The sequence below is a fragment of the Saccharopolyspora sp. NPDC002578 genome (assembly GCF_053592695.1).
In genome coordinates, this window is the sequence record NZ_JBSFWJ010000001.1 from 301,771 (window position 1) to 320,448 (window position 18,678).

General features: G+C 71.2%; 18 protein-coding genes and 1 riboswitch. Of the genes, 10 read left to right on the top strand and 8 right to left on the bottom strand.

Features of this window, described 5'->3' with window-relative positions; translation table 11 throughout:
• The first annotated feature begins 478 nt into the window (after positions 1-478).
• The 9 genes from ACWD38_RS01360 to ACWD38_RS01400 all read left to right on the top strand — a co-directional run bounded on the left by ACWD38_RS01360 (position 479) and on the right by ACWD38_RS01400 (position 8,366).
• Positions 479-1,840, top strand: a complete 1,362-nt coding sequence (locus tag ACWD38_RS01360; RefSeq protein ID WP_450123077.1) for a hemolysin family protein — start codon at positions 479-481, stop codon at positions 1,838-1,840.
• Positions 1,837-2,880: a hemolysin family protein gene (locus ACWD38_RS01365; protein ID WP_184479381.1), complete on the top strand. Its 1,044-nt coding sequence runs from the start codon at positions 1,837-1,839 to the stop codon at positions 2,878-2,880. The genes ACWD38_RS01360 and ACWD38_RS01365 overlap by 4 nt, the downstream gene beginning before the upstream one ends.
• A gap of 357 nt (positions 2,881-3,237) precedes the next feature.
• Positions 3,238-4,071, top strand: a complete 834-nt coding sequence (locus tag ACWD38_RS01370) for a mycofactocin-coupled SDR family oxidoreductase (RefSeq protein WP_184479382.1) — start codon at positions 3,238-3,240, stop codon at positions 4,069-4,071.
• 50 nt (positions 4,072-4,121) lie between these two features.
• Entirely contained in the window at positions 4,122-4,535 is a 414-nt protein-coding gene (locus tag ACWD38_RS01375; RefSeq protein ID WP_450123078.1) for a nuclear transport factor 2 family protein, read from the top strand.
• 37 nt (positions 4,536-4,572) lie between these two features.
• Positions 4,573-6,120, top strand: coding sequence for an AMP-binding protein (locus tag ACWD38_RS01380; protein WP_184479384.1), 1,548 nt, complete (start codon positions 4,573-4,575; stop codon positions 6,118-6,120).
• Positions 6,117-6,566, top strand: coding sequence for a hypothetical protein (locus ACWD38_RS01385; RefSeq protein ID WP_184479385.1), 450 nt, complete (start codon positions 6,117-6,119; stop codon positions 6,564-6,566). Before ACWD38_RS01380 ends, ACWD38_RS01385 begins: the two co-directional genes overlap by 4 nt.
• The gene (locus ACWD38_RS01390; protein WP_221315817.1) at positions 6,563-6,976 is read left to right on the top strand and encodes a MaoC family dehydratase; all 414 of its coding nucleotides are present in this window, start codon (positions 6,563-6,565) and stop codon (positions 6,974-6,976) included. Before ACWD38_RS01385 ends, ACWD38_RS01390 begins: the two co-directional genes overlap by 4 nt.
• A gap of 3 nt (positions 6,977-6,979) precedes the next feature.
• Complete coding sequence (locus ACWD38_RS01395) at positions 6,980-7,402, top strand: thioesterase family protein (RefSeq protein ID WP_221315818.1); 423 nt, start codon at positions 6,980-6,982, stop codon at positions 7,400-7,402.
• An 85-nt stretch (positions 7,403-7,487) separates the two neighbouring features.
• Positions 7,488-8,366, top strand: a complete 879-nt coding sequence (locus ACWD38_RS01400; protein ID WP_184479386.1) for a 3-methyladenine DNA glycosylase — start codon at positions 7,488-7,490, stop codon at positions 8,364-8,366.
• Between the two features lie 133 nt (positions 8,367-8,499).
• Here the strand turns inward: ACWD38_RS01400 and ACWD38_RS01405 are convergent, their stop codons facing one another.
• The 8 genes from ACWD38_RS01405 to ACWD38_RS01440 form a co-directional block, all read right to left on the bottom strand.
• Complete coding sequence (locus tag ACWD38_RS01405; RefSeq protein ID WP_184479387.1) at positions 8,500-8,784, bottom strand: iron-sulfur cluster assembly accessory protein; 285 nt, start codon at positions 8,782-8,784, stop codon at positions 8,500-8,502.
• An 88-nt stretch (positions 8,785-8,872) separates the two neighbouring features.
• Positions 8,873-11,770 carry an aminomethyl-transferring glycine dehydrogenase gene (gene gcvP / locus ACWD38_RS01410; RefSeq protein WP_450123079.1) on the bottom strand — a complete coding sequence of 966 codons (2,898 nt, stop codon included), beginning with the start codon at positions 11,768-11,770 and terminating at the stop codon, positions 8,873-8,875.
• A gap of 168 nt (positions 11,771-11,938) precedes the next feature.
• Positions 11,939-12,041, bottom strand: a riboswitch (glycine riboswitch).
• A gap of 125 nt (positions 12,042-12,166) precedes the next feature.
• On the bottom strand, positions 12,167-12,733 hold the full coding sequence (locus ACWD38_RS01415) for a MerR family transcriptional regulator (RefSeq protein WP_184479389.1): 567 nt from the start codon (positions 12,731-12,733) through the stop codon (positions 12,167-12,169).
• A 331-nt stretch (positions 12,734-13,064) separates the two neighbouring features.
• Positions 13,065-13,541, bottom strand: a complete 477-nt coding sequence (locus ACWD38_RS01420; RefSeq protein WP_184479390.1) for a bifunctional nuclease family protein — start codon at positions 13,539-13,541, stop codon at positions 13,065-13,067.
• A gap of 547 nt (positions 13,542-14,088) precedes the next feature.
• Complete coding sequence (gene garA, locus ACWD38_RS01425) at positions 14,089-14,547, bottom strand: glycogen accumulation regulator GarA (RefSeq protein WP_184479391.1); 459 nt, start codon at positions 14,545-14,547, stop codon at positions 14,089-14,091.
• A 115-nt stretch (positions 14,548-14,662) separates the two neighbouring features.
• Positions 14,663-15,046: a glycine cleavage system protein GcvH gene (gcvH, locus tag ACWD38_RS01430; protein ID WP_184485270.1), complete on the bottom strand. Its 384-nt coding sequence runs from the start codon at positions 15,044-15,046 to the stop codon at positions 14,663-14,665.
• Positions 15,047-15,231: 185 nt separating this feature from the next.
• Positions 15,232-15,837 carry a CDP-alcohol phosphatidyltransferase family protein gene (locus ACWD38_RS01435; protein WP_246458145.1) on the bottom strand — a complete coding sequence of 202 codons (606 nt, stop codon included), beginning with the start codon at positions 15,835-15,837 and terminating at the stop codon, positions 15,232-15,234.
• Positions 15,838-16,175: 338 nt separating this feature from the next.
• Positions 16,176-16,394, bottom strand: coding sequence for a hypothetical protein (locus tag ACWD38_RS01440; RefSeq protein WP_221317021.1), 219 nt, complete (start codon positions 16,392-16,394; stop codon positions 16,176-16,178).
• A 400-nt stretch (positions 16,395-16,794) separates the two neighbouring features.
• On the opposite strand from ACWD38_RS01440, the gene ACWD38_RS01445 reads away from it, so the two are divergent.
• Complete coding sequence (locus tag ACWD38_RS01445) at positions 16,795-18,672, top strand: propionyl-CoA synthetase (protein WP_184479392.1); 1,878 nt, start codon at positions 16,795-16,797, stop codon at positions 18,670-18,672.
• Positions 18,673-18,678 lie beyond the last annotated feature (6 nt).

The window sequence follows — 18,678 nt, forward strand, 5'->3', positions numbered from 1 at the left end:
AGGTTACGCCCTCGGCCAATGGTGTGAACCACAACCCGGAAATACGGTGAAAACTCGGGGGAGCCCCCTCACATGATCATCGAGCGGACGCGGGAGCCGCTCCCCCGTCGTCGACCAGGGCGGCAAGCGCACCACGCGCGTCGTGTCGATCTCCGCCAGGGCGCGTTCGGCACTCCGCACCCGGCCGCCGCCGAACGCTCCACGAGAACCCCGAAACCACTGCTCAACGCCGCTCCGAGCGGCTACCGCGATGCCCGCAGCGCGGTGCCCGAACCGGTGGTGCCCTGCGTCGCGGGCATCACGGTGTGCGGTCCTGGTGCTCCATTCGGGATATACTCGGGTCGCATATTTCCGTTTTTTTCCGAGGAGTGACACGTTCGGTGCCCACGGCACAGTCCACTGAAGGTAGTACCGAGCCGGGACCGAGCAGTCCCGGCTTTCCGCTCACTGTCTCCGGCCCGCAGCGAGGTGATCGCTGATGGCCATCGTGCTCTCCGTCCTCGGACTTCTGTTCGTCGTGGTGCTCACCTTGGGCACCGCGCTCGCCGTGGCCGCGGAATTCTCCCTGACCTCCCTGGAACGCAGCACCGTCGACTCGCACGTCAGCAACGTCGGCGACCGGCGCGCGAAGGCCGTCCAACGGGCGCACCGCACGCTGTCGTTCCAGCTCTCCGGCGCCCAGGTCGCCATCACCCTGACAACGCTGATCACCGGGTACGTGGCCGAGCCGCTGATCGGTGAGCTGCTGCGCCCGGTGTTCCTGACCGTGGGCCTGCCCAACGCGGTGGCCGGGCCGATCTCGCTGGTGGTGGCGATCCTGCTGGCCACCACGCTGTCGATGGTGTTCGGCGAGATGGTGCCGAAGAACCTCGCCATCGCCCGGCCGCTGCTGACCGCGCGGGCCGTCTCCGGGTACCACTCGCGCTTCTCGCAGGTGTTCCGCTGGCTCATCGACGGCATGAACAACAGCGCGAACTGGGTGGTGCGCCGCTTCGGCATCGAACCGCAGGAGGAGCTGCGCTCGGCGCGGTCCCCCGACGAGCTCGGGTCGATCGTGCGCTCCAGCGCCGAGCACGGAACGCTCGACGAGTCCACCGCGGCGCTGATGGACCGGTCGCTGCGCTTCGGCGACCGCTCCGCCGACGAGCTGATGACCCCGCGCGTGAAGGTGGAGTCGCTGCCCTCGGACGCGTCGATCCAGGACCTGCTGGTGGTGGCGCGGCGGACCGGTTTCTCCCGGTTCCCCGTGCACGACGGCGACCTGGACAACGTCCAGGGCGTGGTGCACGTCAAGCAGGCCTTCGGCGTTCCCGGCGATCAGCGCGACACCACCCCGGTCGGTTCGCTGGCCCGCCCGGTGCCGACCGTGCCGGAAACGCTCGACGGGGACTCGCTGCTCAACAGGTTGCGCGGCTCCGGCCTGCAGCTCGCGCTGGTCGTCGACGAGTACGGCGGCACCGCGGGCATCGTGAGCCTGGAGGACGTGGTCGAGGAGATCATCGGCGACGTGCGCGACGAGCACGACCGGCGCGAGACCGCGGCGGTGCGCCAGCTGGCCAAGGACACCTGGATCGTGTCCGGCCTGCTGCGCGCCGACGAGATCGAGGAGGCCACCGGGTTCGAGATGCCCGACGGCGAGTACGAGACCGTCGCCGGACTGGTGATGGCCCGCCTGGGCCGCATCCCGTCCCGCGGTGATCAGGTCGAGGTCGGCCGGTGGCGGCTCACGGTGGCGAGCATGGACCGCCACCGCATCGCCGAGCTGCGGCTGAGCCAGGTGCAGCGCCCGGCCGCCGACACGGCGGCCGATTCCACCGGCACCACTGGGGGGACCCGATGAGCGACACCGTGGCGATCCTGCTCGGAGTGCTGTTGCTGCTGCTCAACGCCTTCTTCGTGGGCGCTGAGTTCTCGCTGCTGTCCTCCCGCCGGGACCGGTTGGAGGCGCTGCTGGACCAGGGCGTGAGCCGGGCCCGCACCGTGATCAAGGCGAGCCAGGAGGGTTCGCTGATGCTCACCAGCGCCCAGCTGGGCATCACCCTGTGCTCGCTGGGGCTGGGGCGGCTCGGCGAACCCGCCGTGGCTCACCGGCTGGAGCTACTCATCGAGCCGTTCTCGGTACCGGCACCGGTCGTGCACGCGCTGGGCTTCACGATCGCGCTGGCGATCGTGGTCGTGCTGCACGTGCTGGTCGGCGAGATGGTGCCGAAGAACCTGGCGCTGGCCGACCCGGAGCGCCTCGCGCTGTGGCTGGTGCCGGCGCTGGTGGCGTTCGTGAAGCTGGCGCGGCCGTTGATCGCGCTGTTCAACATGATGGCCAACGGCGTGCTCAAGCTGCTCAAGGTGGAGCCGAAGGACGAGTTGGACACGGCCTACACCTCCTCCGAGCTGGCCGAACTGCTGGTGGAGTCGCGCCGGGAAGGCCTGCTGGAGCAGTCCGAGCACCGCAGGCTCGCGCAGACGTTGTCCTCGGTGGAGCACACCGTCGCCGACGTGCTGGTGCCGCTGGACCAGGTCACCAGCCTGCCGGGCGATCCGACGCTGGGCGATGTGGAGCACGCGGTGTCGAGCACCGGGTTCTCCCGCTTCCCGGTGCGCGCGGAGTCCGGTGAGCTGCTCGGCTACCTGCACGTGAAGGACGTGCTGGACCAGGCGGGCGCGGAGCCGTCCACGCGGGTCGCGGCGAGCCGGGTGCGCAGGCTCCCGACGGTGCCGGTGGCGGCTCGCCTGGACCAGGCTCTGACCTCGCTGCGGCGGGCGCGCAGCCACTTGGCCACCGCGGTCGACGCGGACGGGACACCGCAGGGCGTCGTCGCCCTGGAGGACCTCGTCGAGGAGTACGTCGGCACCGTGCGGGACGGCACGCACGTGACCGCCTGACGGTTCGCCGTCCTCCGCGAAGCGCGGGTCGTTCCCCGGGGACGGCCCGCGCTTTCGCGTGTGCGGCCGCCGTCCGGGGACACGGCCGAACGAGTGGCGGACGACTTGGGCTGATCGCGTGAATTCCAGCGAGGCGGGCACCTTCGGTAATCGTGCGAATACCGTGCGCGCTCTCCCATGAGCCCAGGAAACAGGCCCGCCACCCGCCGTCCGGCGCCGTCCGGAGCGCTTCCCGCCGAGGTGGCAACCACCTTGACACCAAGATCGAGTTCGACATACTCCCCAAGAAGTCCAGGCCCGGCGCGGCCCGTGAATCGGATGCCGACCTCCGGACGACACCGAGGGAGAGGCGGACGCATGGCCGATCGGATGGCGGGCAAGGTCGCTTTCATCACCGGAGCGGCCCGCGGCCAGGGACGTGGCCACGCGCTGCGGCTGGCCGCCGAAGGCGCCGACATCATCGCCGTCGACCGGTGCGCCGAGGTCGACTCGACGCCGTACCCGATGCCCACCGAATTCGACCTGGCCGAGACCGCGCGCGAAGTCGAGGAGCTCGGCAGGCGGGTCGTCCCCCGCGTCGCCGATGTCCGCGACCTCGACGGGTTGCAGGCCGCGTTCGACGCCGGCGTGGCCGAACTGGGCAGGATCGACGTCGTGGTGGCCAACGCGGGCATCGTCGGCTTCGGCCGCACCTGGGAGTTCACCGCCCAGGAGTGGCAGGAGATGATCGACACCAACCTGACCGGGGTGTTCCACACCGCGAAGGTCGCCATCCCCGCGCTGATCGAGCAGGGCGAGGGCGGTTGCCTGCTGTTCACCGCGTCCATCGCCGGGACCAAGGGCATCCAGACCGTCGGGCACTACACGGCCGCCAAGCACGGCGTCGTCGGGCTGATGCGCACCCTCGCCAACGAGCTCGGCCCGCACGGGATCCGGGTGAACACGGTCAACCCGACCAACGTGGACACGGCGATGATCCGGCACCCCGCGATGTACGAGACGCTCAGCCAGGCCGACGCGGAAGCGACCGCGGCGAACGCCGAAGTGACGATGCGGTCGATGAACGTGCTGTCCACCCCGTGGGTCGAGGTGTCCGACGTCAGCAACGCGGTCGCCTTCCTCGCCAGCGACGAGGCGCGGTTCGTGACCGGCGCGGCCTTCCCCGTCGACGCCGGGGCCGCCGTCAAATGAGCGCGGCCACTCACCGACGCGGCACCACCGAACCAGGAGAGGACGTCCCGATGTCGACGGCCGAGGTCCGCGCCGAGGTCGAGGACCTGCTGGCCGGCTACGCGCTCGGCTACGACGAGGGCGACCTGGAGCTGATCGCCGAGTGCTTCACCGCCGACGCGGAGCTGTCGCTGGAAGTCGGCGGTGAGGAGCCCGCCGGTCCGTTCCGCGGCCGCGAGGCGATCGTCGAGATGGTGCGCGCCACGGCCCGCTCCCAATCGGACCGGCGCAGGCACGTGCTCACGAACCTCGTGCTCCAGCACGAGGGCGACCGGGCGCGGGCGCGCTGCTACCTGACGCTGTTCGCGGTCGCCGACGGCGCGCTGCGCGCGGTCACCACCGGCGACTACCTCACCGAGCTGCACCGCACCGAGCAGGGCTGGCGGCTCACCCGGCTGCGGATCCGGCTGGACCTGCCGTACTGAGGAGCCCCTCCCCCATGAGTTCCGCCGCGAGCCCGCCATGACTCTCAACCAGGGATTCATCCCCGCCAAGTGGGCGGCGCTGACACCGCGCGCGCTGGCCGTCCACGACGTGCCGCACGAGCGGCGGGTGAGCTGGTCGCAGCTCGACGAGCGCGTGCGCAGGCTGGCGAACGGGCTGCTCGGGCTCGGTGCGCGCCCCGGTGACCGGGTGGCGGTGCTGGCCCGCAACCGGCTGGAGTACGTCGAGCTGTACTTCGCCTGCGGGCGGGCCGGCCTGGTGCTGCAACCGCTGAACTGGCGGCTCACCGGCGACGAGCTCGTCCGGCTCGTGCACGACGGTTCGCCTCGGGTCGTGGTGGCCGACGCCGAGTGGGCGGCGCGGGTGCGGCGGCTGCAGCAGGTCTGCGACGTGGCGCGCTGGCTGGAGTTCGGCGCGGACTACGAGCAGCTGCTCGCCGCGTCTAGCGACGCCGAACCCGACGGCAGCGAGCACGTCGGCGGCGACGACCCCTTCTTCATCCTCTACACCGGGGGCACCACGGGCCGCGCCAAGGGCGCCCTGCACACGCACCGCAGCGCGGAGGCGGGCGGGGTGAACCAGACCGTGGCCGAACGGATCGTGCCCGGCGACGTCTACCTGATGACCGGGCAGATGTTCCACATCCCGATCGTGCTCGCGATGAACTACCTCCGGCACGGATGCCCGCTGGTGCTGGTGAACTTCGAGGCCGAGCAGGCGTTGCGGATCATCGAGCAGGAGCGGGTGTCGGCGTTCCTGGGCATCACCACGATGCTGAACTGGATGATGGCGGTGCCCGGATTCGCCGCGCACGACCTGTCGAGCCTGCGCAACATCCAGTACGGCGGCGGCCCGATGCCCTCGTCGATCGTGCGCGCCGCGCTGGACGCCTTCCCCTGCTCGCTGATCCAGGGCTACGGGCAGACCGAGGGGCCGGGCATGGCGTTCCTGTCCCAGGAGGACCACGTCGCCGCGGTCGCCGGACGGCACCCGCACCGGCTGCGTTCCTGCGGACGGGAAGGGTTCGGCGCGCGCCTGCGCGTGGTCGACCCGGGCGGGCGCGAGGTCCCGCTCGACGGGCGCAGCCCCGGGCAGATCGTCGTGCGCTCCGAGGCGAACATGGCGCGGTACTGGAACCGCCCGGAGCTGACCGCGCGCACCGTCCGCGACGGATGGATGTGGACCGGCGACATCGCGACCTGGGACGAGCAGCGCTACGTCTACATCGTCGACCGCGCCAAGGACATGATCGTCTCCGGCGGCGAGAACATCTACAGCGTGCAGGTCGAGGAGGCCGTCGCCGCCCACCCCGCCGTGCTCGAATGCGCCGTGATCGGCGTGCCCGACGACGAGTGGGGCGAGAACGTCAAAGCCGTCGTCGTGCTCAAGCCTGACGCCGCGGCCACCGAGGCGGACATCATCACCACCGCCAAGCGGCACCTGCCCTCGTACCAGAAGCCGAAGTCGGTCGATTTCGTCGCGAGCCTGCCCAAGGCGCCGACCGGCAAAGTGATCAAGCGCGAGCTCCGCGCTCCCTACTGGGCTGATCAGGAGCGGTCGATATGACACCTGCCGTACCCGACGAGGCCAAGCTCGACGAGCTCGTCGGCACCGAATTCCCCGGCGGGGAGTTCACCTTCGAGCGGTGGTGGGTCCGGCTGGTCAACGAGTGCGCGCTGGCCGACCCGGCCGACGAGGCGGGCAGTCCCGTGTTCGTGTTCCTCGCCGCGACCTCCGCGATGGGCGTGTCCTGGGAGCGGCTCTGGTCGTGGTTCGGCGCGCGGGAGTCCGACGGCCCGATGGCCGGGGAGATCCACACCGTGCTGCACCGCCCGCTGCGGGTCGGCGGCACCTACGCGGTGCGCGGGCGCATCGAGTCCGCGCGGCGCAAGCGCGGTGCGCGGACCGGGGTGTTCGACCTGGTCGGCTACCGGCTCGACCTGCACGAGACCTCCGGCGAGCTCGCCGCGTCCTGCACCAGCTCGATCCTCTTTCCGAGGGAGCGGCGATGACCTCCGTGCGCCCCGGAGACGCGCTGCCGGACTACCGGGTCGGCCCGGTCAGCGCCGAGAAGATGAAGACGATGTCGGCGCTGATGCGGGACGCGAACCCGATCCACTTCGACGTCGCGGCGGTGCGCGCGCTCGGCCTCGGCGACCGGGTGATCAACCAGGGGCCCCTGAACCAGGCGTACGTGGTTTCGCTGCTCGGCCGCTGGGCGGGCGGCGCGCACCGGGTCCGGGAGCTGCGGCTGCGCCACCTCGGCGCGGTGCACGCCGGGGATCGGCTGCGCGCGCACGGCACCGTGCTCGACGTGTCCGAACAGGACGGCGAGCTGCTGGTCCGCTGCGAGGTCGGACTCGACGTGCTCGGCGGCGATCCGGTGCTCTCCGGCACCGCGACGGTCCACGTAGGAGGGTGAACGGTGGTCGACGACGTGCAGCGGTTCCGGCTGTCCTACGGGGACTGCGACGCCCTCGGCATCGCGTACTTCGCGATCTACTACCCGTGGATGGAACGCACCTACAGCAGCTGGCTGCACGGCCACGGGCTGCGTTCCGCCGAGCTCGCAACCGAACTCGGCGCCGGCACCGTGGGCGTGCGCTCCGAGGCGACCTACCTGGCGCCGGTGCACGTGTTCGACGAACTGGCCTGCGCGGCGGTGCGCGAGCGGATCGGCGCCACCTCGTACACGCTCGGTTTCGAGTTCACCAGGGGCGGCGAGCTCGTCACCTACGGCCGGATGACCTTCGCCTGCCGCAGCCCCGAAGGCACCAAAGCCCCGATCCCGGACCGGCTGCGGGCCCTGCTGGAGACGCTGCGAGCCGCCGACGCCCCGGCGGGCTGACGGACTCGGCAAGCCCGGCACCGACGCGGACGGGCCCGGGACCGCCGGAACGCCCGCACCCGCCGCCGCCTATCCTGGCGGCACTATGCGAGTGCTGGGCGAACAGGAATGGCGGGCCCGCCGAGCCGCGCACCAGGAGCGGGTCGAACGCTGGACCGGACCGCACCGGCGCAGGCAGCGCGCCGGGCACAAGCACCCGGTGATGGACTTCCTGTTCACCTACTACTCCCACAAGCCGTCGCTGCTGGAACGCTGGCAACCCGGCCTCGGGGTCGCGTTGGAGGGCGGCGAAGAGTTCCTCGAACGCCGTGGCTACCGCGCCACCCCCGACGGGGTCGCGCTCGATCCCGCCGTGCTCACCGCGAAGCGCCGCGACACGGCGCGCTTCGTGCACGGACTGCTCACCGCCGTGCGCTCCCGGCGCCCGCACCTCGGGTGCTTCGGCTTGCACGAGTGGGCGATGCTCTACCGCACCTCCCCCGGCGACGTCCGCCACGAGGCGTGGCCGCTGCGGCTCGGGCACGCGGGCACCGATGAGGTCGTCGAGTCGATGCCGATCAAGTGCAGTCACCACGACGCGTTCCGCTTCTTCACCGAACCGGCCCGGCCGCTCAACGCGCTGCAACCGACCCGCGCCGAGCAGGTCGCGCTGGAGCAGCCCGGCTGCCTGCACAACAACATGGACATGTTCAAGTGGGCCTACAAGCTGGACCCGCTGGTGCCCGCCGAACTCGTCGCCGACTGCTTCGAACTCGCGGTGGAGATCCGGGAGGCGGACATGCGCGCCAGCCCGTACGACCTCAGCGAGCTCGGCTACGAGCCGATCGCCGTGGAGACGCCCGAGGGCCGCGCCGAGTACGTGCGCAGGCAGCGCGACTTCGCCGACCGCGCCGCCCCGCTGCGCGCCCGCCTGATCGAGGCCTGCGAGGACCTGCTCACCGTGGAGCCGCACGCCGCTCCATGAGGCCGCCCTCGTCGAGGGCACCCCGGACAGCACGACGGCCAGGCCCGATCGGGCCTGGCCGGCACGTTCACCGCCGCTGCCCCGTCCGGAACGAACGAATCGGCCCGCCACCGAGGCGGCGGGCCGATCACGTTCAGTCCCGGACGGCCAGGTTCAGCTCGCCGTTGTCGTCGCGCTCGGCGTCGAGCACCTTGTCGCCCAACAGCTCCGCGGCCTGCGGCTCGAGGAAGACCCGAGCACCGGATTCCTCCACCACCTGGTCGTCTCCCTGCGGCTCGCTGGCGATCGCCGCCTGCAACTCGGCCTGACCGGCCTCGTCGGCGACCGGGGCGATGCGCAGCCCCGAACCCTCGGGCGAGTCACCGCCGGCCAGGACGACCTTGATGACCTCAGCTGCGCTCTCGCTGATCGTGAGCATTGCTGCACTCCTCTCGGAGGCGATTGGGATGATGGAGCCGCCCACCGTAGTGCATCGCCCACGGCACCCGCTCACCCCCGCAGGACGATCAGCCTTCGTACGCCGAAAGCGGAGGGCACGAGCACACCAGGTTCCGGTCGCCCCGCGCGCCGTCGATCCTGCGCACCGCGGGCCACACCTTCTGCGTCCCGGTACCCAGCGGGTAGGCGGCCTCCGCTCGACTGTAGGCGTGATCCCAAGGACCGGCGAGCGACGCGGCGGTGTGCGGGGCCTGGCTCAGCGGGTTGTCGTCCGCGGGCCACTGACCGCTCGCCACCTTGTCGATCTCGTCCTTGATCGCGATCATCGCTTCGCAGAACCGGTCGAGTTCGGCGAGGTTCTCGCTCTCCGTCGGCTCGACCATCAGCGTCCCGGCCACCGGGAACGACATGGTCGGTGCGTGCAGGCCGTAGTCGGCGAGCCGCTTCGCCACGTCGTCCACCGTCACGCCGGAGGCCTTGGTGATCGGCCGCAGGTCCAGGATGCATTCGTGGGCGACGAAACCGCCGGTGCCCGTGTAGAGCACCGGGAAGTACTCGTCGAGCCGGCGGGCCACGTAGTTCGCCGCGGCCACCGCCGTCAGCGTCGCCCGGCGCAGCCCGTCGGACCCCATCATGCGGACGTAGGCCCAGGAGATCGGCAAGATCGACGCGCTGCCCCACGGCGCCGCGCTGATCGGGCCCACACCGGTCTCCGGACCGGCCGCGGGCTGCAGCGGGTGGTTCGGCAGGAACGGCGCCAGGTGCTCGCGCACCCCGATCGGGCCCACGCCGGGACCGCCACCGCCGTGCGGGATGCAGAACGTCTTGTGCAGGTTCAGGTGCGAGACGTCGGACCCGAACTTGCCCATCCGCGCCAGGCCGATCAGCGCGTTGAGGTTCGCGCCGTCGACGTAGACCTGGCCGCCCGCGTCGTGCACCAGGCCGCACACCTGCTCCACGGTGTCCTCGTAGACGCCGTGCGTGGACGGGTAGGTGATCATGATCGCGGCGAGGTCGTCGCGGTGCTGGTCCACCACTTCGCGCAGGTGGTCGAGCTCGATGTTGCCCTTGTCGTCGCAGCGCACCACGACCACGCGCAGCCCGGCCATCACGGCGCTCGCGGCGTTCGTGCCGTGCGCGCTGGCCGGGATCAGGCACACGTCGCGGGCCGACTCACCACGGCTGTGGTGGTAGGCGCGGATCGCCAGCAACCCGGCGAACTCGCCCTGGCTGCCCGAGTTCGGCTGCAGGCTCACCGCGTCGTAGCCGGTGATCTCCGCGAGCCAGCGCTCCAGGTCCCGCACGATCTCCAGCAGCCCCGTCGCGTCCTGCGCGGGCGCGAACGGGTGCACCTCGGCGAACTCCGGCCAGGTGATCGGCTCCATCTCCGCGGTCGCGTTCAGCTTCATCGTGCAGGACCCCAGCGGGATCATGCTCCGGTCCAGCGCGACGTCGGAGTCCGACAGGCGGCGCAGGTAGCGCAGCAGCGAGGTCTCCGAGCGGTGGGTGTGGAACACCGGGTGCGTCATGTACTCCGAGGTGCGCCGCAGCACGCCGGGCAGCGCGTCGGCGGTCTCCGCGTCCAGCGCGTCGACGTCGGCCACCGAGCCGCCTTCGATCCCGAACGCGGCGGCCACCCGCACCAGCGTCTCCCTGGTGGTGGTCTCATCGCAGCTGATGCCGACGAGGTCGTCGTCGATGTGGCGCAGGTTGATGCCGCCCTCGCGGGCCGCCCGCACGACCTCCGCTGCCCTGCCCGGAACCCGCGCGACGATCGTGTCGAAGAACTCCGCGTGCTCGATCCGCACCCCGCCCCGGCGCAACCGCTCCGCCAGCACAGCGGCCATCCGGTGCGCCCGGCGCGCGATGGCCCGCAGCCCGCTCGGGCCGTGGTAGACGCCGTACATCGACGCCACGACCGCCAGCAGCACCTGCGCGGTGCAGATGTTGCTCGTCGCCTTCTCCCGGCGGATGTGCTGCTCCCTGGTCTGCAGGGCGAGCCGGTAGGCCTGGTCGCCGTCGGCGTCGACGCTCACGCCGACCAATCGGCCCGGCAGCTGCCGCTCGATGCCCTTGCGCACCGCCATGTACCCGGCGTGCGGGCCGCCGAAGCCCATCGGCACGCCGAAGCGCTGCGTCGTGCCGACCACCACGTCGGCACCGATCTCACCGGGAGCGCGCAGCAGCGTCAGCGCCAGCAGGTCGGCGCTGACCACGGCCATCCCGCCGCGCTCGTGGACCCGCTCGATGATCGCCTCGTGGTCGCGGAGCGCGCCGGAGGCACCGGGGTAGGCCAGCAGCACGCCGAAGAAGTCGTCCTCCGGCAGCGCCTCGGGACCCGCGGCGAGGTCGGTGACGATCACCTCGATGCCCAGCGGTTCGGCGCGGGTCCGCAGCACCTCCAGGGTCTGCGGCATCACGTCCGCGTCCACCACGAAGCGCGGCGATTTGGCCCGGCCCGCGCGGCGCACCAGCGTCATGCCCTCGGCGGCGGCGGTGGCCTCGTCCAGCATCGACGAGTTCGCCACCGGAACACCGGTCAGGTCGGCGACCATCGTCTGGAAGTTCAGCAGCGCCTCGAGCCTGCCCTGCGAGATCTCCGGCTGGTACGGCGTGTACGCCGTGTACCAGGCGGGGCTCTCCAGCACGTTGCGCAGGATCACCGGCGGCGTGATCGTCGGGTAGTAGCCCAGCCCGATCATCTCGGTGTGCGGGCTGTTGAGCCGCGCCAGGTCCCGGAGCTGCTTGAGCGCCTCGGCCTCGGTAGCCGGCTCCGGCAGGGCCAGCTGCAGGTCCCGTTCGCGGATGCCTTCGGGCACCGCGGCCTGGCCCAGCTCCTCCAGCGAGCCGACACCGATCACGTCCAGCATGCGCGCCAGCTCGGCGGGCAACGGCCCGACATGGCGGTCGGCGAACGGAGTGCCGTGTTCCAGGGCGGCCAGCGGGATACGGTCTTCGGTCGTCATCGCCACACCTCATTCATCGCGACGGACACAGGGCGGCAGCACGAATGCTGCTCTCCCCCTCTGTCACCGTCCGCGATACGAACGCCTGAGAGCTTCACCCGGTACGGCGACCGGGCTTGCACCGTCGGCGGGGAACCACCTACCGGTGGTCCCTCTTTCCAGAGGTATCTCGCCCGTGCGGTCCAGCAGGCCTGAGAGGTTGTCGGGGAGGGTTTGCTCCTTCGGCGCCGCCGGTGACCAGGTCACCGGCGAACTCTCCCGCGCGGGGTCAGCGATGCTCAGCAGCCTACCCGATCCAGTGACGACCGAAAGTGCGATCTTCATCCCGCTCGATCACTCCGGTGCGCCGGGCACGGCGCTGACCGGCGGTGACGCCCCCGTCACGGGGCGAGGCGCTCAGCCCGTGCGGCGGTCCCGGCGACGGCGGGACAACTCGTCGTTGACCGGCTCCTCGTGCTCGCCGCCGTCGGCCCGCTCGGCGGGGAACTCGTGGATCGTCCCGGTGATCTCGCGCATCGCGCCGCTGACCGCGATCCCGAACACGCCCTGACCGCCCTGCAGCAGGTCCACGACCTCCTCGGCGGAGGTGCACTCGTAGACCGTCGTGCCGTCGCTGAACAACGTGATCTTGGCCAGGTCCTGCACGCCTCGATGGCGCAGGTGCTCCACGGCGACCCGGATGTTGTGCAGCGAGACCCCGGTGTCCAGCAGTCGCTTGACGACCTTGAGCACCAGGACGTCCTTGAACGAGTACAGCCGCTGCGACCCGGATCCCGCCGCGCCGCGGATCGACGGGCCGACCAGCTTGGTGCGCGCCCAGTAGTCCAGCTGCCGGTAGGTGATGCCGGCGATCTGGCACGCCGCGGGTCCGCGGTAGCCGACGAGCTCGTCCGGGAGCGCGGTGTCGGGGAACGGCGCCGACTGCTCCGCGGCGGAATCCTCGCCAGGTGCTCGCTCCACCACGCCTGCCTCCCCTCGCCCGGCCCGAGGCCGGCGAACCACCAGAACCCGGCTCGACGCATGATCATCCGCCGAACGGGGGAACGATCATGGAACCGGGGCTTCGACCTTCCCCGACCTGGAAAATCACATCGGGGCGATTCGCGCACTCCGACGGTAAGCCCGGCCCGTGAGCGGGTCAACGCGACGCGCGGAGCCGCCCGCCCACCCCGGGTGTGACGTCCCCGCTCCGGCTCGCGCCGCTCGCCGAACGCGAAAAGGCTCCCGGTGCGAACTCGCACCGGGAGCCGGGTACGGCACCGGGGGTGAGCGGACCGCACGTCCGCTCACCTGATCACGTATCGGCGCCGCGGAAGTCCTCCGGAGAGACCGAGTCCAGGAATTCCCGGAACTTCTCGACCTCGTCCTCCTGCTCGTCCGGGATGATCAGCCCGGCTTCGTCCAGCACCGACTCGTCAGCGTGGATCGGCACTCCGACCCGCAGCGCCAGCGCCACCGAATCACTCGGGCGTGCCGAGACCCGCACATCCCCGTCGAAGATGAGTTCGGCGAAGAACGTACCCTCCTGCAGATCGGTGATCCGCACCTCTTCCAGGTCCCGCCCCAGGGCGCCGATGACGTCCTTGAGCAGGTCGTGGGTGAGCGGTCTGGCGGGTCGCACGCCCTGCTGCTCCAGCGCGATCGCGGTGGCCTCCACCGATCCGATCCAGATCGGCAGGTACCGCTCGCCTTCGGTCTCGCGCAGCAGCAGAATCGGCTGGTTGGCTGGTAGTTCCACTCGCACGCCGACGACGCGCATTTCGCTGCTCATCGTCTCATCGCCTCCTCCAGCGCGCCGAAGCGTGACATCCTTGGTCGAGGATCGCGCACCGACGCCTCTGACGCTACCCGCGATACGGCGGTGGCCATCGCCTCCGCCCGGAATTCCCGCTCGGTGGACGGCTCTTCCGGCCCGTTCACGGCCGCGTACCGGCCGATCGCCGATACCCGGCATTCCCTTGTCCGACTCGGTCCGCACATCGTTCCGAGGCGGTTCCTGACGCCGCCGCCCTCCGCGAACACCCGGAGGTCCCTCGTGGAGCGAGCTCGCGCGGCGTCGCCGACCGGCCCGTCCGATGAAGGACTCCGACCGCTCCCGACGCGAACGATGCCCAACGCCACGATACACCGCACCGCCATCCGCAGAACCCGTTGCGCGCTGCGGAAAGCACCTCGTAACGCGACCGCCCGCCGGCGGCGCCGAACGGCCGTGAAGATCATCGGCCGTGCGGCGGACCGGGTTGCGGTGCCCGCCGAGCACGATCGGGGCGACGCCGCAAGGCGCCGCCCCGATGCGCTCGGTACGCGGAACGCTCGGCTCAGCGGCCCTGGCCCTCGATCGGACCGGTCAGGAACACCAACCGGAACTTCCCGATCTGAACCTCGTCGCCGTTGGCGAGCACCGAGGTGTCCACCGGTTCCCGGTTGACGTAGGTGCCGTTGAGGCTGCCGACGTCGACGACGACGAAGTCGTTGCCCTCTCGCCTGAACTCGGCGTGCCGACGGGACACCGTCACGTCGTCGAGGAAGATGTCGCTGTCCGGGTGGCGTCCGGAGCTGGTGGTCTCCCGATCGAGCAGGAATCGCGACCCGGCGTTCGGGCCGCGCTTGACCACCAGCAGGGCAGCCCCGGCGGGCAGCGCATCGACCCCGGAGGCCGCTGGCTCCGGGGTCGCACTCTCGGTGCTCTCCGGCTCCGAGAGGAACGGCCTGAAGACCGAGGTGGTCTCCGGTGACTGCTCCGGCGGAACGCCGCCGGGCCCGTCGTTCTGGCTCACCTGAGCTCTCCTCTGCGCGGATGGGTCGTGCAAGTGCGTTCAAACGTACCGTGCCGTCCCAGGTCGCAGACGCGGGACTCCCACCTCAAGCCGCCTGCGAACCCGAGATCAACGATCATCCCTGGTCGATGAGGCCTTGGTAGTCGCTCTCCTCGAGCAGGCCGTCGGGCGCGGCGGGGTCGGCGAGCTTGATCTCGATCATCCAGCCGTCGCCGAACGGCGCCGAGTTGACCAGCTCGGGCTGCTCGTCGAGCTGCTCGTTGCGGGCCACGATCTCCCCGGCCACGGGCGCGTAGATGTCGGAGACGCTCTTGGTCGACTCGACCTCGCCGATGCCACCCCCGGCTTCGACGGTCTCCCCCACCTCGGGCAGCTGCACGAACACGACGTCGCCGAGCTGCTGCTGGGCGTAGTCGGTGATCCCGACGCGCACGGTGTCCGCGCCGGTGCGCAGCACCCACTCGTGCTCCTGGGTGTACTTGATCCCGTCCGGGGCCACTGGGGTCCCGCCTTCCTCGTCGAGCCGTGGAGCGGGGGCCGAAGTGCGCCACCGCACCCGCGCGCAGTGATCGCGACGGGCCACGCGAGCGTAGGTCGCGGCCGCTTTCGACCGCAAGATGGGCACGCCGTGATCGACACGGCACCGGATCCCGGCCGGGTCGCTCCAGGAGGAAGGCGCGGGCGTCAGGCCGGTCGGGAGCGCGCGGCGCGCACGGCGGCGATGACCTGCATCAGGTACAGCACCCCCGCCCACACGTACAGCGCGCCGCCCCAGCAGGTGAAGGCGTAGGCCACCGGGCGCACGACGCCTTCGAAGGCGAAGTCCTCCTGCACCAGCAGCAACAGCGGGAACGCGTACATCAGGCAGAACGTCGCGGCCTTGCCGAGGTAGTGCACTTCCGGCGGTTCGAAACCGTGCCAGCGCAGCACCGGCAGGCACAGCGTGAGCACGACGTCGCGGCCGATCAGCGCCGCGGCGGCCCACCAGGGGATCACGTCGCGGAGCACGAAGGCGATCAGCGTCGCGACGATGTAGAGCCGGTCGGCCGCGGGGTCCAGCAGTTCGCCCACGCGGCTGTACTGGTCGAGCCAGCGGGCGAGCTTGCCGTCGAGCCAGTCGGTGGCTCCGCTGACCACGAGCACGAGCAGCGCGAGCAGGTCGGATTGCGGCCCGAGCAGCAGCCACAGGAACAGCGGGACGCCGGCGAGCCGCACGAGGGACAGCAGGTTCGGCCAGGTCAGCCAGGGGTCGTCCCAGACGCCGGCGGCGACTTCCTTGATCCGGGCCATGCCGGGATCGGGCGCCGGGGCCTCCGCGTCGGGTTCCGGTCGTTCAGCGGACTGCGACGACCGCTCCGGGGCTTCCGCGCCCCGGTCCGGTTCGTCGTGTTCGGCCATGCTGGAGCCCGCCGGTTCCGGGGACGTGGGATCGCCCGCTTCACCTTGGCCTTTGGCTCCGGCCGTGGTGCCGTCGGCGTCCTGCACCACAGCCCTCCCTGACACGGTTGTCGATCCACCGCGAAGCGCTCACCTGCGCCTGCGGGTCTCGGGCGCCTCGGGCGCCCGCTCGGATCAGGGTGCCACACCCCCCTTGCGGTGGCCGGAGCGGCCGGGGGTGGGCGGACCGGTCAACCGCGGTTGTGGCTCCAGCCGCGGCGCTGCAGTTCCGCGTCGGTGAGGAAGCGGGCCCGGCCGCGGTCGTCGACGCCCGCCCAGCGGGCGCGCCCGCCCACGCCTTCGAGGACGAACGAGTGGCCGCCGCTCCACACCACGCTGCACGGGGTGGTGGGCAGTTCCGCCGTCTCGGCATCATCGTCGACGATGCCGTCCCGGTGAGTCGTTTCCACGCTGATCAATGCTCGACACCTCCATCACGGTTGTCGACCGAACCGCGGTGCGCGTTATCCGGCCGCCTCCCCACCCACGCATTGTGTTCGACCCATGACCGCACGTTCCCCTGAATTCGACGGGGGTGCGCCCAGCGGGAGGACCGCACCGACGAGCGGATGATCTTGAAAGTGCGCGGGTTCGGCGCGGCAGAAACCACACCGACCGTTCGTCGCGAAACACACGATCATCTTGTTGTTGCGACGGAAACCGACCGGCCCGTCGATCGCCCATTGTGGACTGTCGCACGGCGGCGCGCGGGACGGAGCGCGTCCCGGGCCCGGCGCGGCGCGGATGCTGGCGCGAACGCCCGTCGTCGGGTAGGACTCTGGGGCTCGTCGACACCGCCAGCGGGAGGTCATGACCATGGGTGCGTACGCCGACGCCTACCAGCGCAGCCGCACGGACCCCGAGGGGTTCTGGCTGGACGCCGCGGCGGCCGTCGACTGGGACCGCGCCCCGACCAGGGCCTTGGACGACTCCGGCCGGTGGTTCCCGGACGGAGTGCTCAACACCTGCTTCAACGCGCTGGACCGGCACGTCCGCGACGGGCGCGGCGACCAGGACGCGGTGATCTGGGATTCGGCGATGACCGGGCAGGTGTCGCGGTGGACCTACCGCGAGCTGCTGGACCGGGTGTCCCGGTTCGCGGGAGCGCTGCGGGCGCGCGGCGTCGGCAAGGGCGACCGCGTGATCGTGTACCTGCCGATGATCCCGGAAGCGCTGGTGGTGATGCTGGCGTGCGCGCGGATCGGCGCGGTCCACTCGGTGGTCTTCGGCGGCTTCGCGCCCAAGGAGCTCGCCGCGCGGATCGACGACGCCCGGCCGACGGTGCTGGTGGCCGCGTCCTGCGGCCTGGAGCCGAACCGCGTGGTCGAGTACAAACCGATCGTCGACGAGGCGCTGCGGCTCGCCGAGCACCGCCCGGAAGGCGGCGTGCTGATCTTCCAGCGGGACCAGGTGCGCGCCGAGCTCGGCCCCGGCGAGGCGGACGCGGCCGAGGAGCTCGCCGCGTCGGAGCCCACCGATTGCGTGCCGGTGGCGGCGACCGATCCGCTGTACGTGCTCTACACCTCCGGCACGACCGGTCGCCCGAAGGGCGTGGTGCGCGACAACGGCGGCCACGCCGTGGCCTTGCGCTGGTCGATGAGCGCGATCTACGACATCGGCCCCGGCGAGGTGTTCTGGACGGCCTCCGACGTGGGCTGGGTCGTCGGGCACTCCTACATCGTCTACGGGCCGCTGCTGGCCGGGGCCACGACGGTGGTCTACGAGGGCAAACCGGTGGGAACCCCGGACGCGGGGGCGTTCTGGCGGGTCATCGCCGAGCACGGGGTGAAGGCGTTGTTCACCGCCCCCACCGCGTTCCGCGCGATCAAGCGGGTGGACCACGAGGCCGCCGAGCTCGCCCGCTACGACATCTCCGGCCTGCGCACGTTGTTCCTGGCGGGTGAGCGGCTCGATCCGGAGACCTACCAGTGGGCGGTGCGCACGCTGGAGGTGCCGGTGGTGGACCACTGGTGGCAGACCGAGACGGGCTGGCCGATCTGCGCGAACCTGCGCGGGCTGGAGCCGATGCCGATCAAGCCGGGTTCGCCTACGGTCCCGGTGCCGGGTTTCGACGTGCGGGTGCTGGACCAGGCGGGCGAGGAGCTGCCGACCGGTGCGGACGGCGCGATCTGCATCAAGCAGCCGCTGCCGCCGGGCATGCTGCCGACGCTGTGGGGCGATCACGAGCGGTTCGTCGAGTCGTACCTGTCGCGCTATCCGGGCTACTACCTCACCGGCGACAGCGGGCACGTCGACGAGGACGGCTACGTGTTCGTCATGGGCCGCACCGACGACGTGATCAACGTGGCGGGCCACCGGCTCTCGACGGGCTCGATGGAGGCGGTGCTGGCGACGCACCCGGCGGTCGCGGAGTGCGCCGTGATCGGTGTGCGCGATGAGCTCAAGGGCCAGGTGCCGCGCGGTTTCGTGGTGCTCAAATCAGGGGTGCAGGCGGATCCGGAGGCGCTGCGCGCGGAGCTGGTCGCCGCGGTGCGGGACCAGATCGGACCGGTCGCGGCGTTCCGCGACGTCGACGTGGTCGACGGCCTCCCGAAGACCCGCTCCGGCAAAGTGCTGCGCAAGTCGATGCGGGAGATCGCCGATTCCGGGGAGACGAAGGTGCCGTCGACGATCGAGGACCCGGCCGTGCTGGAGGACCTGCGGGCGGCGCTGCGCGGCGACCGCTGAGCACCG

What these genes read in the sequence shown, in the direction of transcription:
- ACWD38_RS01435 (WP_246458145.1), bottom strand. Translation starts at nt 15,837, where the DNA reads ATGGCCCGGATCAAGGAAGTCGCCGCCGGCGTCTGGGACGACCCCTGG.
- ACWD38_RS01380 (WP_184479384.1), top strand. Translation starts at nt 4,573, where the DNA reads ATGACTCTCAACCAGGGATTCATCCCCGCCAAGTGGGCGGCGCTGACA.
- ACWD38_RS01360 (WP_450123077.1), top strand. Translation starts at nt 479, where the DNA reads ATGGCCATCGTGCTCTCCGTCCTCGGACTTCTGTTCGTCGTGGTGCTC.
- ACWD38_RS01370 (WP_184479382.1), top strand. Translation starts at nt 3,238, where the DNA reads ATGGCCGATCGGATGGCGGGCAAGGTCGCTTTCATCACCGGAGCGGCC.
- ACWD38_RS01375 (WP_450123078.1), top strand. Translation starts at nt 4,122, where the DNA reads ATGTCGACGGCCGAGGTCCGCGCCGAGGTCGAGGACCTGCTGGCCGGC.
- ACWD38_RS01400 (WP_184479386.1), top strand. Translation starts at nt 7,488, where the DNA reads ATGCGAGTGCTGGGCGAACAGGAATGGCGGGCCCGCCGAGCCGCGCAC.
- ACWD38_RS01420 (WP_184479390.1), bottom strand. Translation starts at nt 13,541, where the DNA reads ATGAGCAGCGAAATGCGCGTCGTCGGCGTGCGAGTGGAACTACCAGCC.
- ACWD38_RS01385 (WP_184479385.1), top strand. Translation starts at nt 6,117, where the DNA reads ATGACACCTGCCGTACCCGACGAGGCCAAGCTCGACGAGCTCGTCGGC.
- ACWD38_RS01365 (WP_184479381.1), top strand. Translation starts at nt 1,837, where the DNA reads ATGAGCGACACCGTGGCGATCCTGCTCGGAGTGCTGTTGCTGCTGCTC.
- gcvP (WP_450123079.1), bottom strand. Translation starts at nt 11,770, where the DNA reads ATGACGACCGAAGACCGTATCCCGCTGGCCGCCCTGGAACACGGCACT.
- ACWD38_RS01390 (WP_221315817.1), top strand. Translation starts at nt 6,563, where the DNA reads ATGACCTCCGTGCGCCCCGGAGACGCGCTGCCGGACTACCGGGTCGGC.
- ACWD38_RS01445 (WP_184479392.1), top strand. Translation starts at nt 16,795, where the DNA reads ATGACCATGGGTGCGTACGCCGACGCCTACCAGCGCAGCCGCACGGAC.
- ACWD38_RS01405 (WP_184479387.1), bottom strand. Translation starts at nt 8,784, where the DNA reads ATGCTCACGATCAGCGAGAGCGCAGCTGAGGTCATCAAGGTCGTCCTG.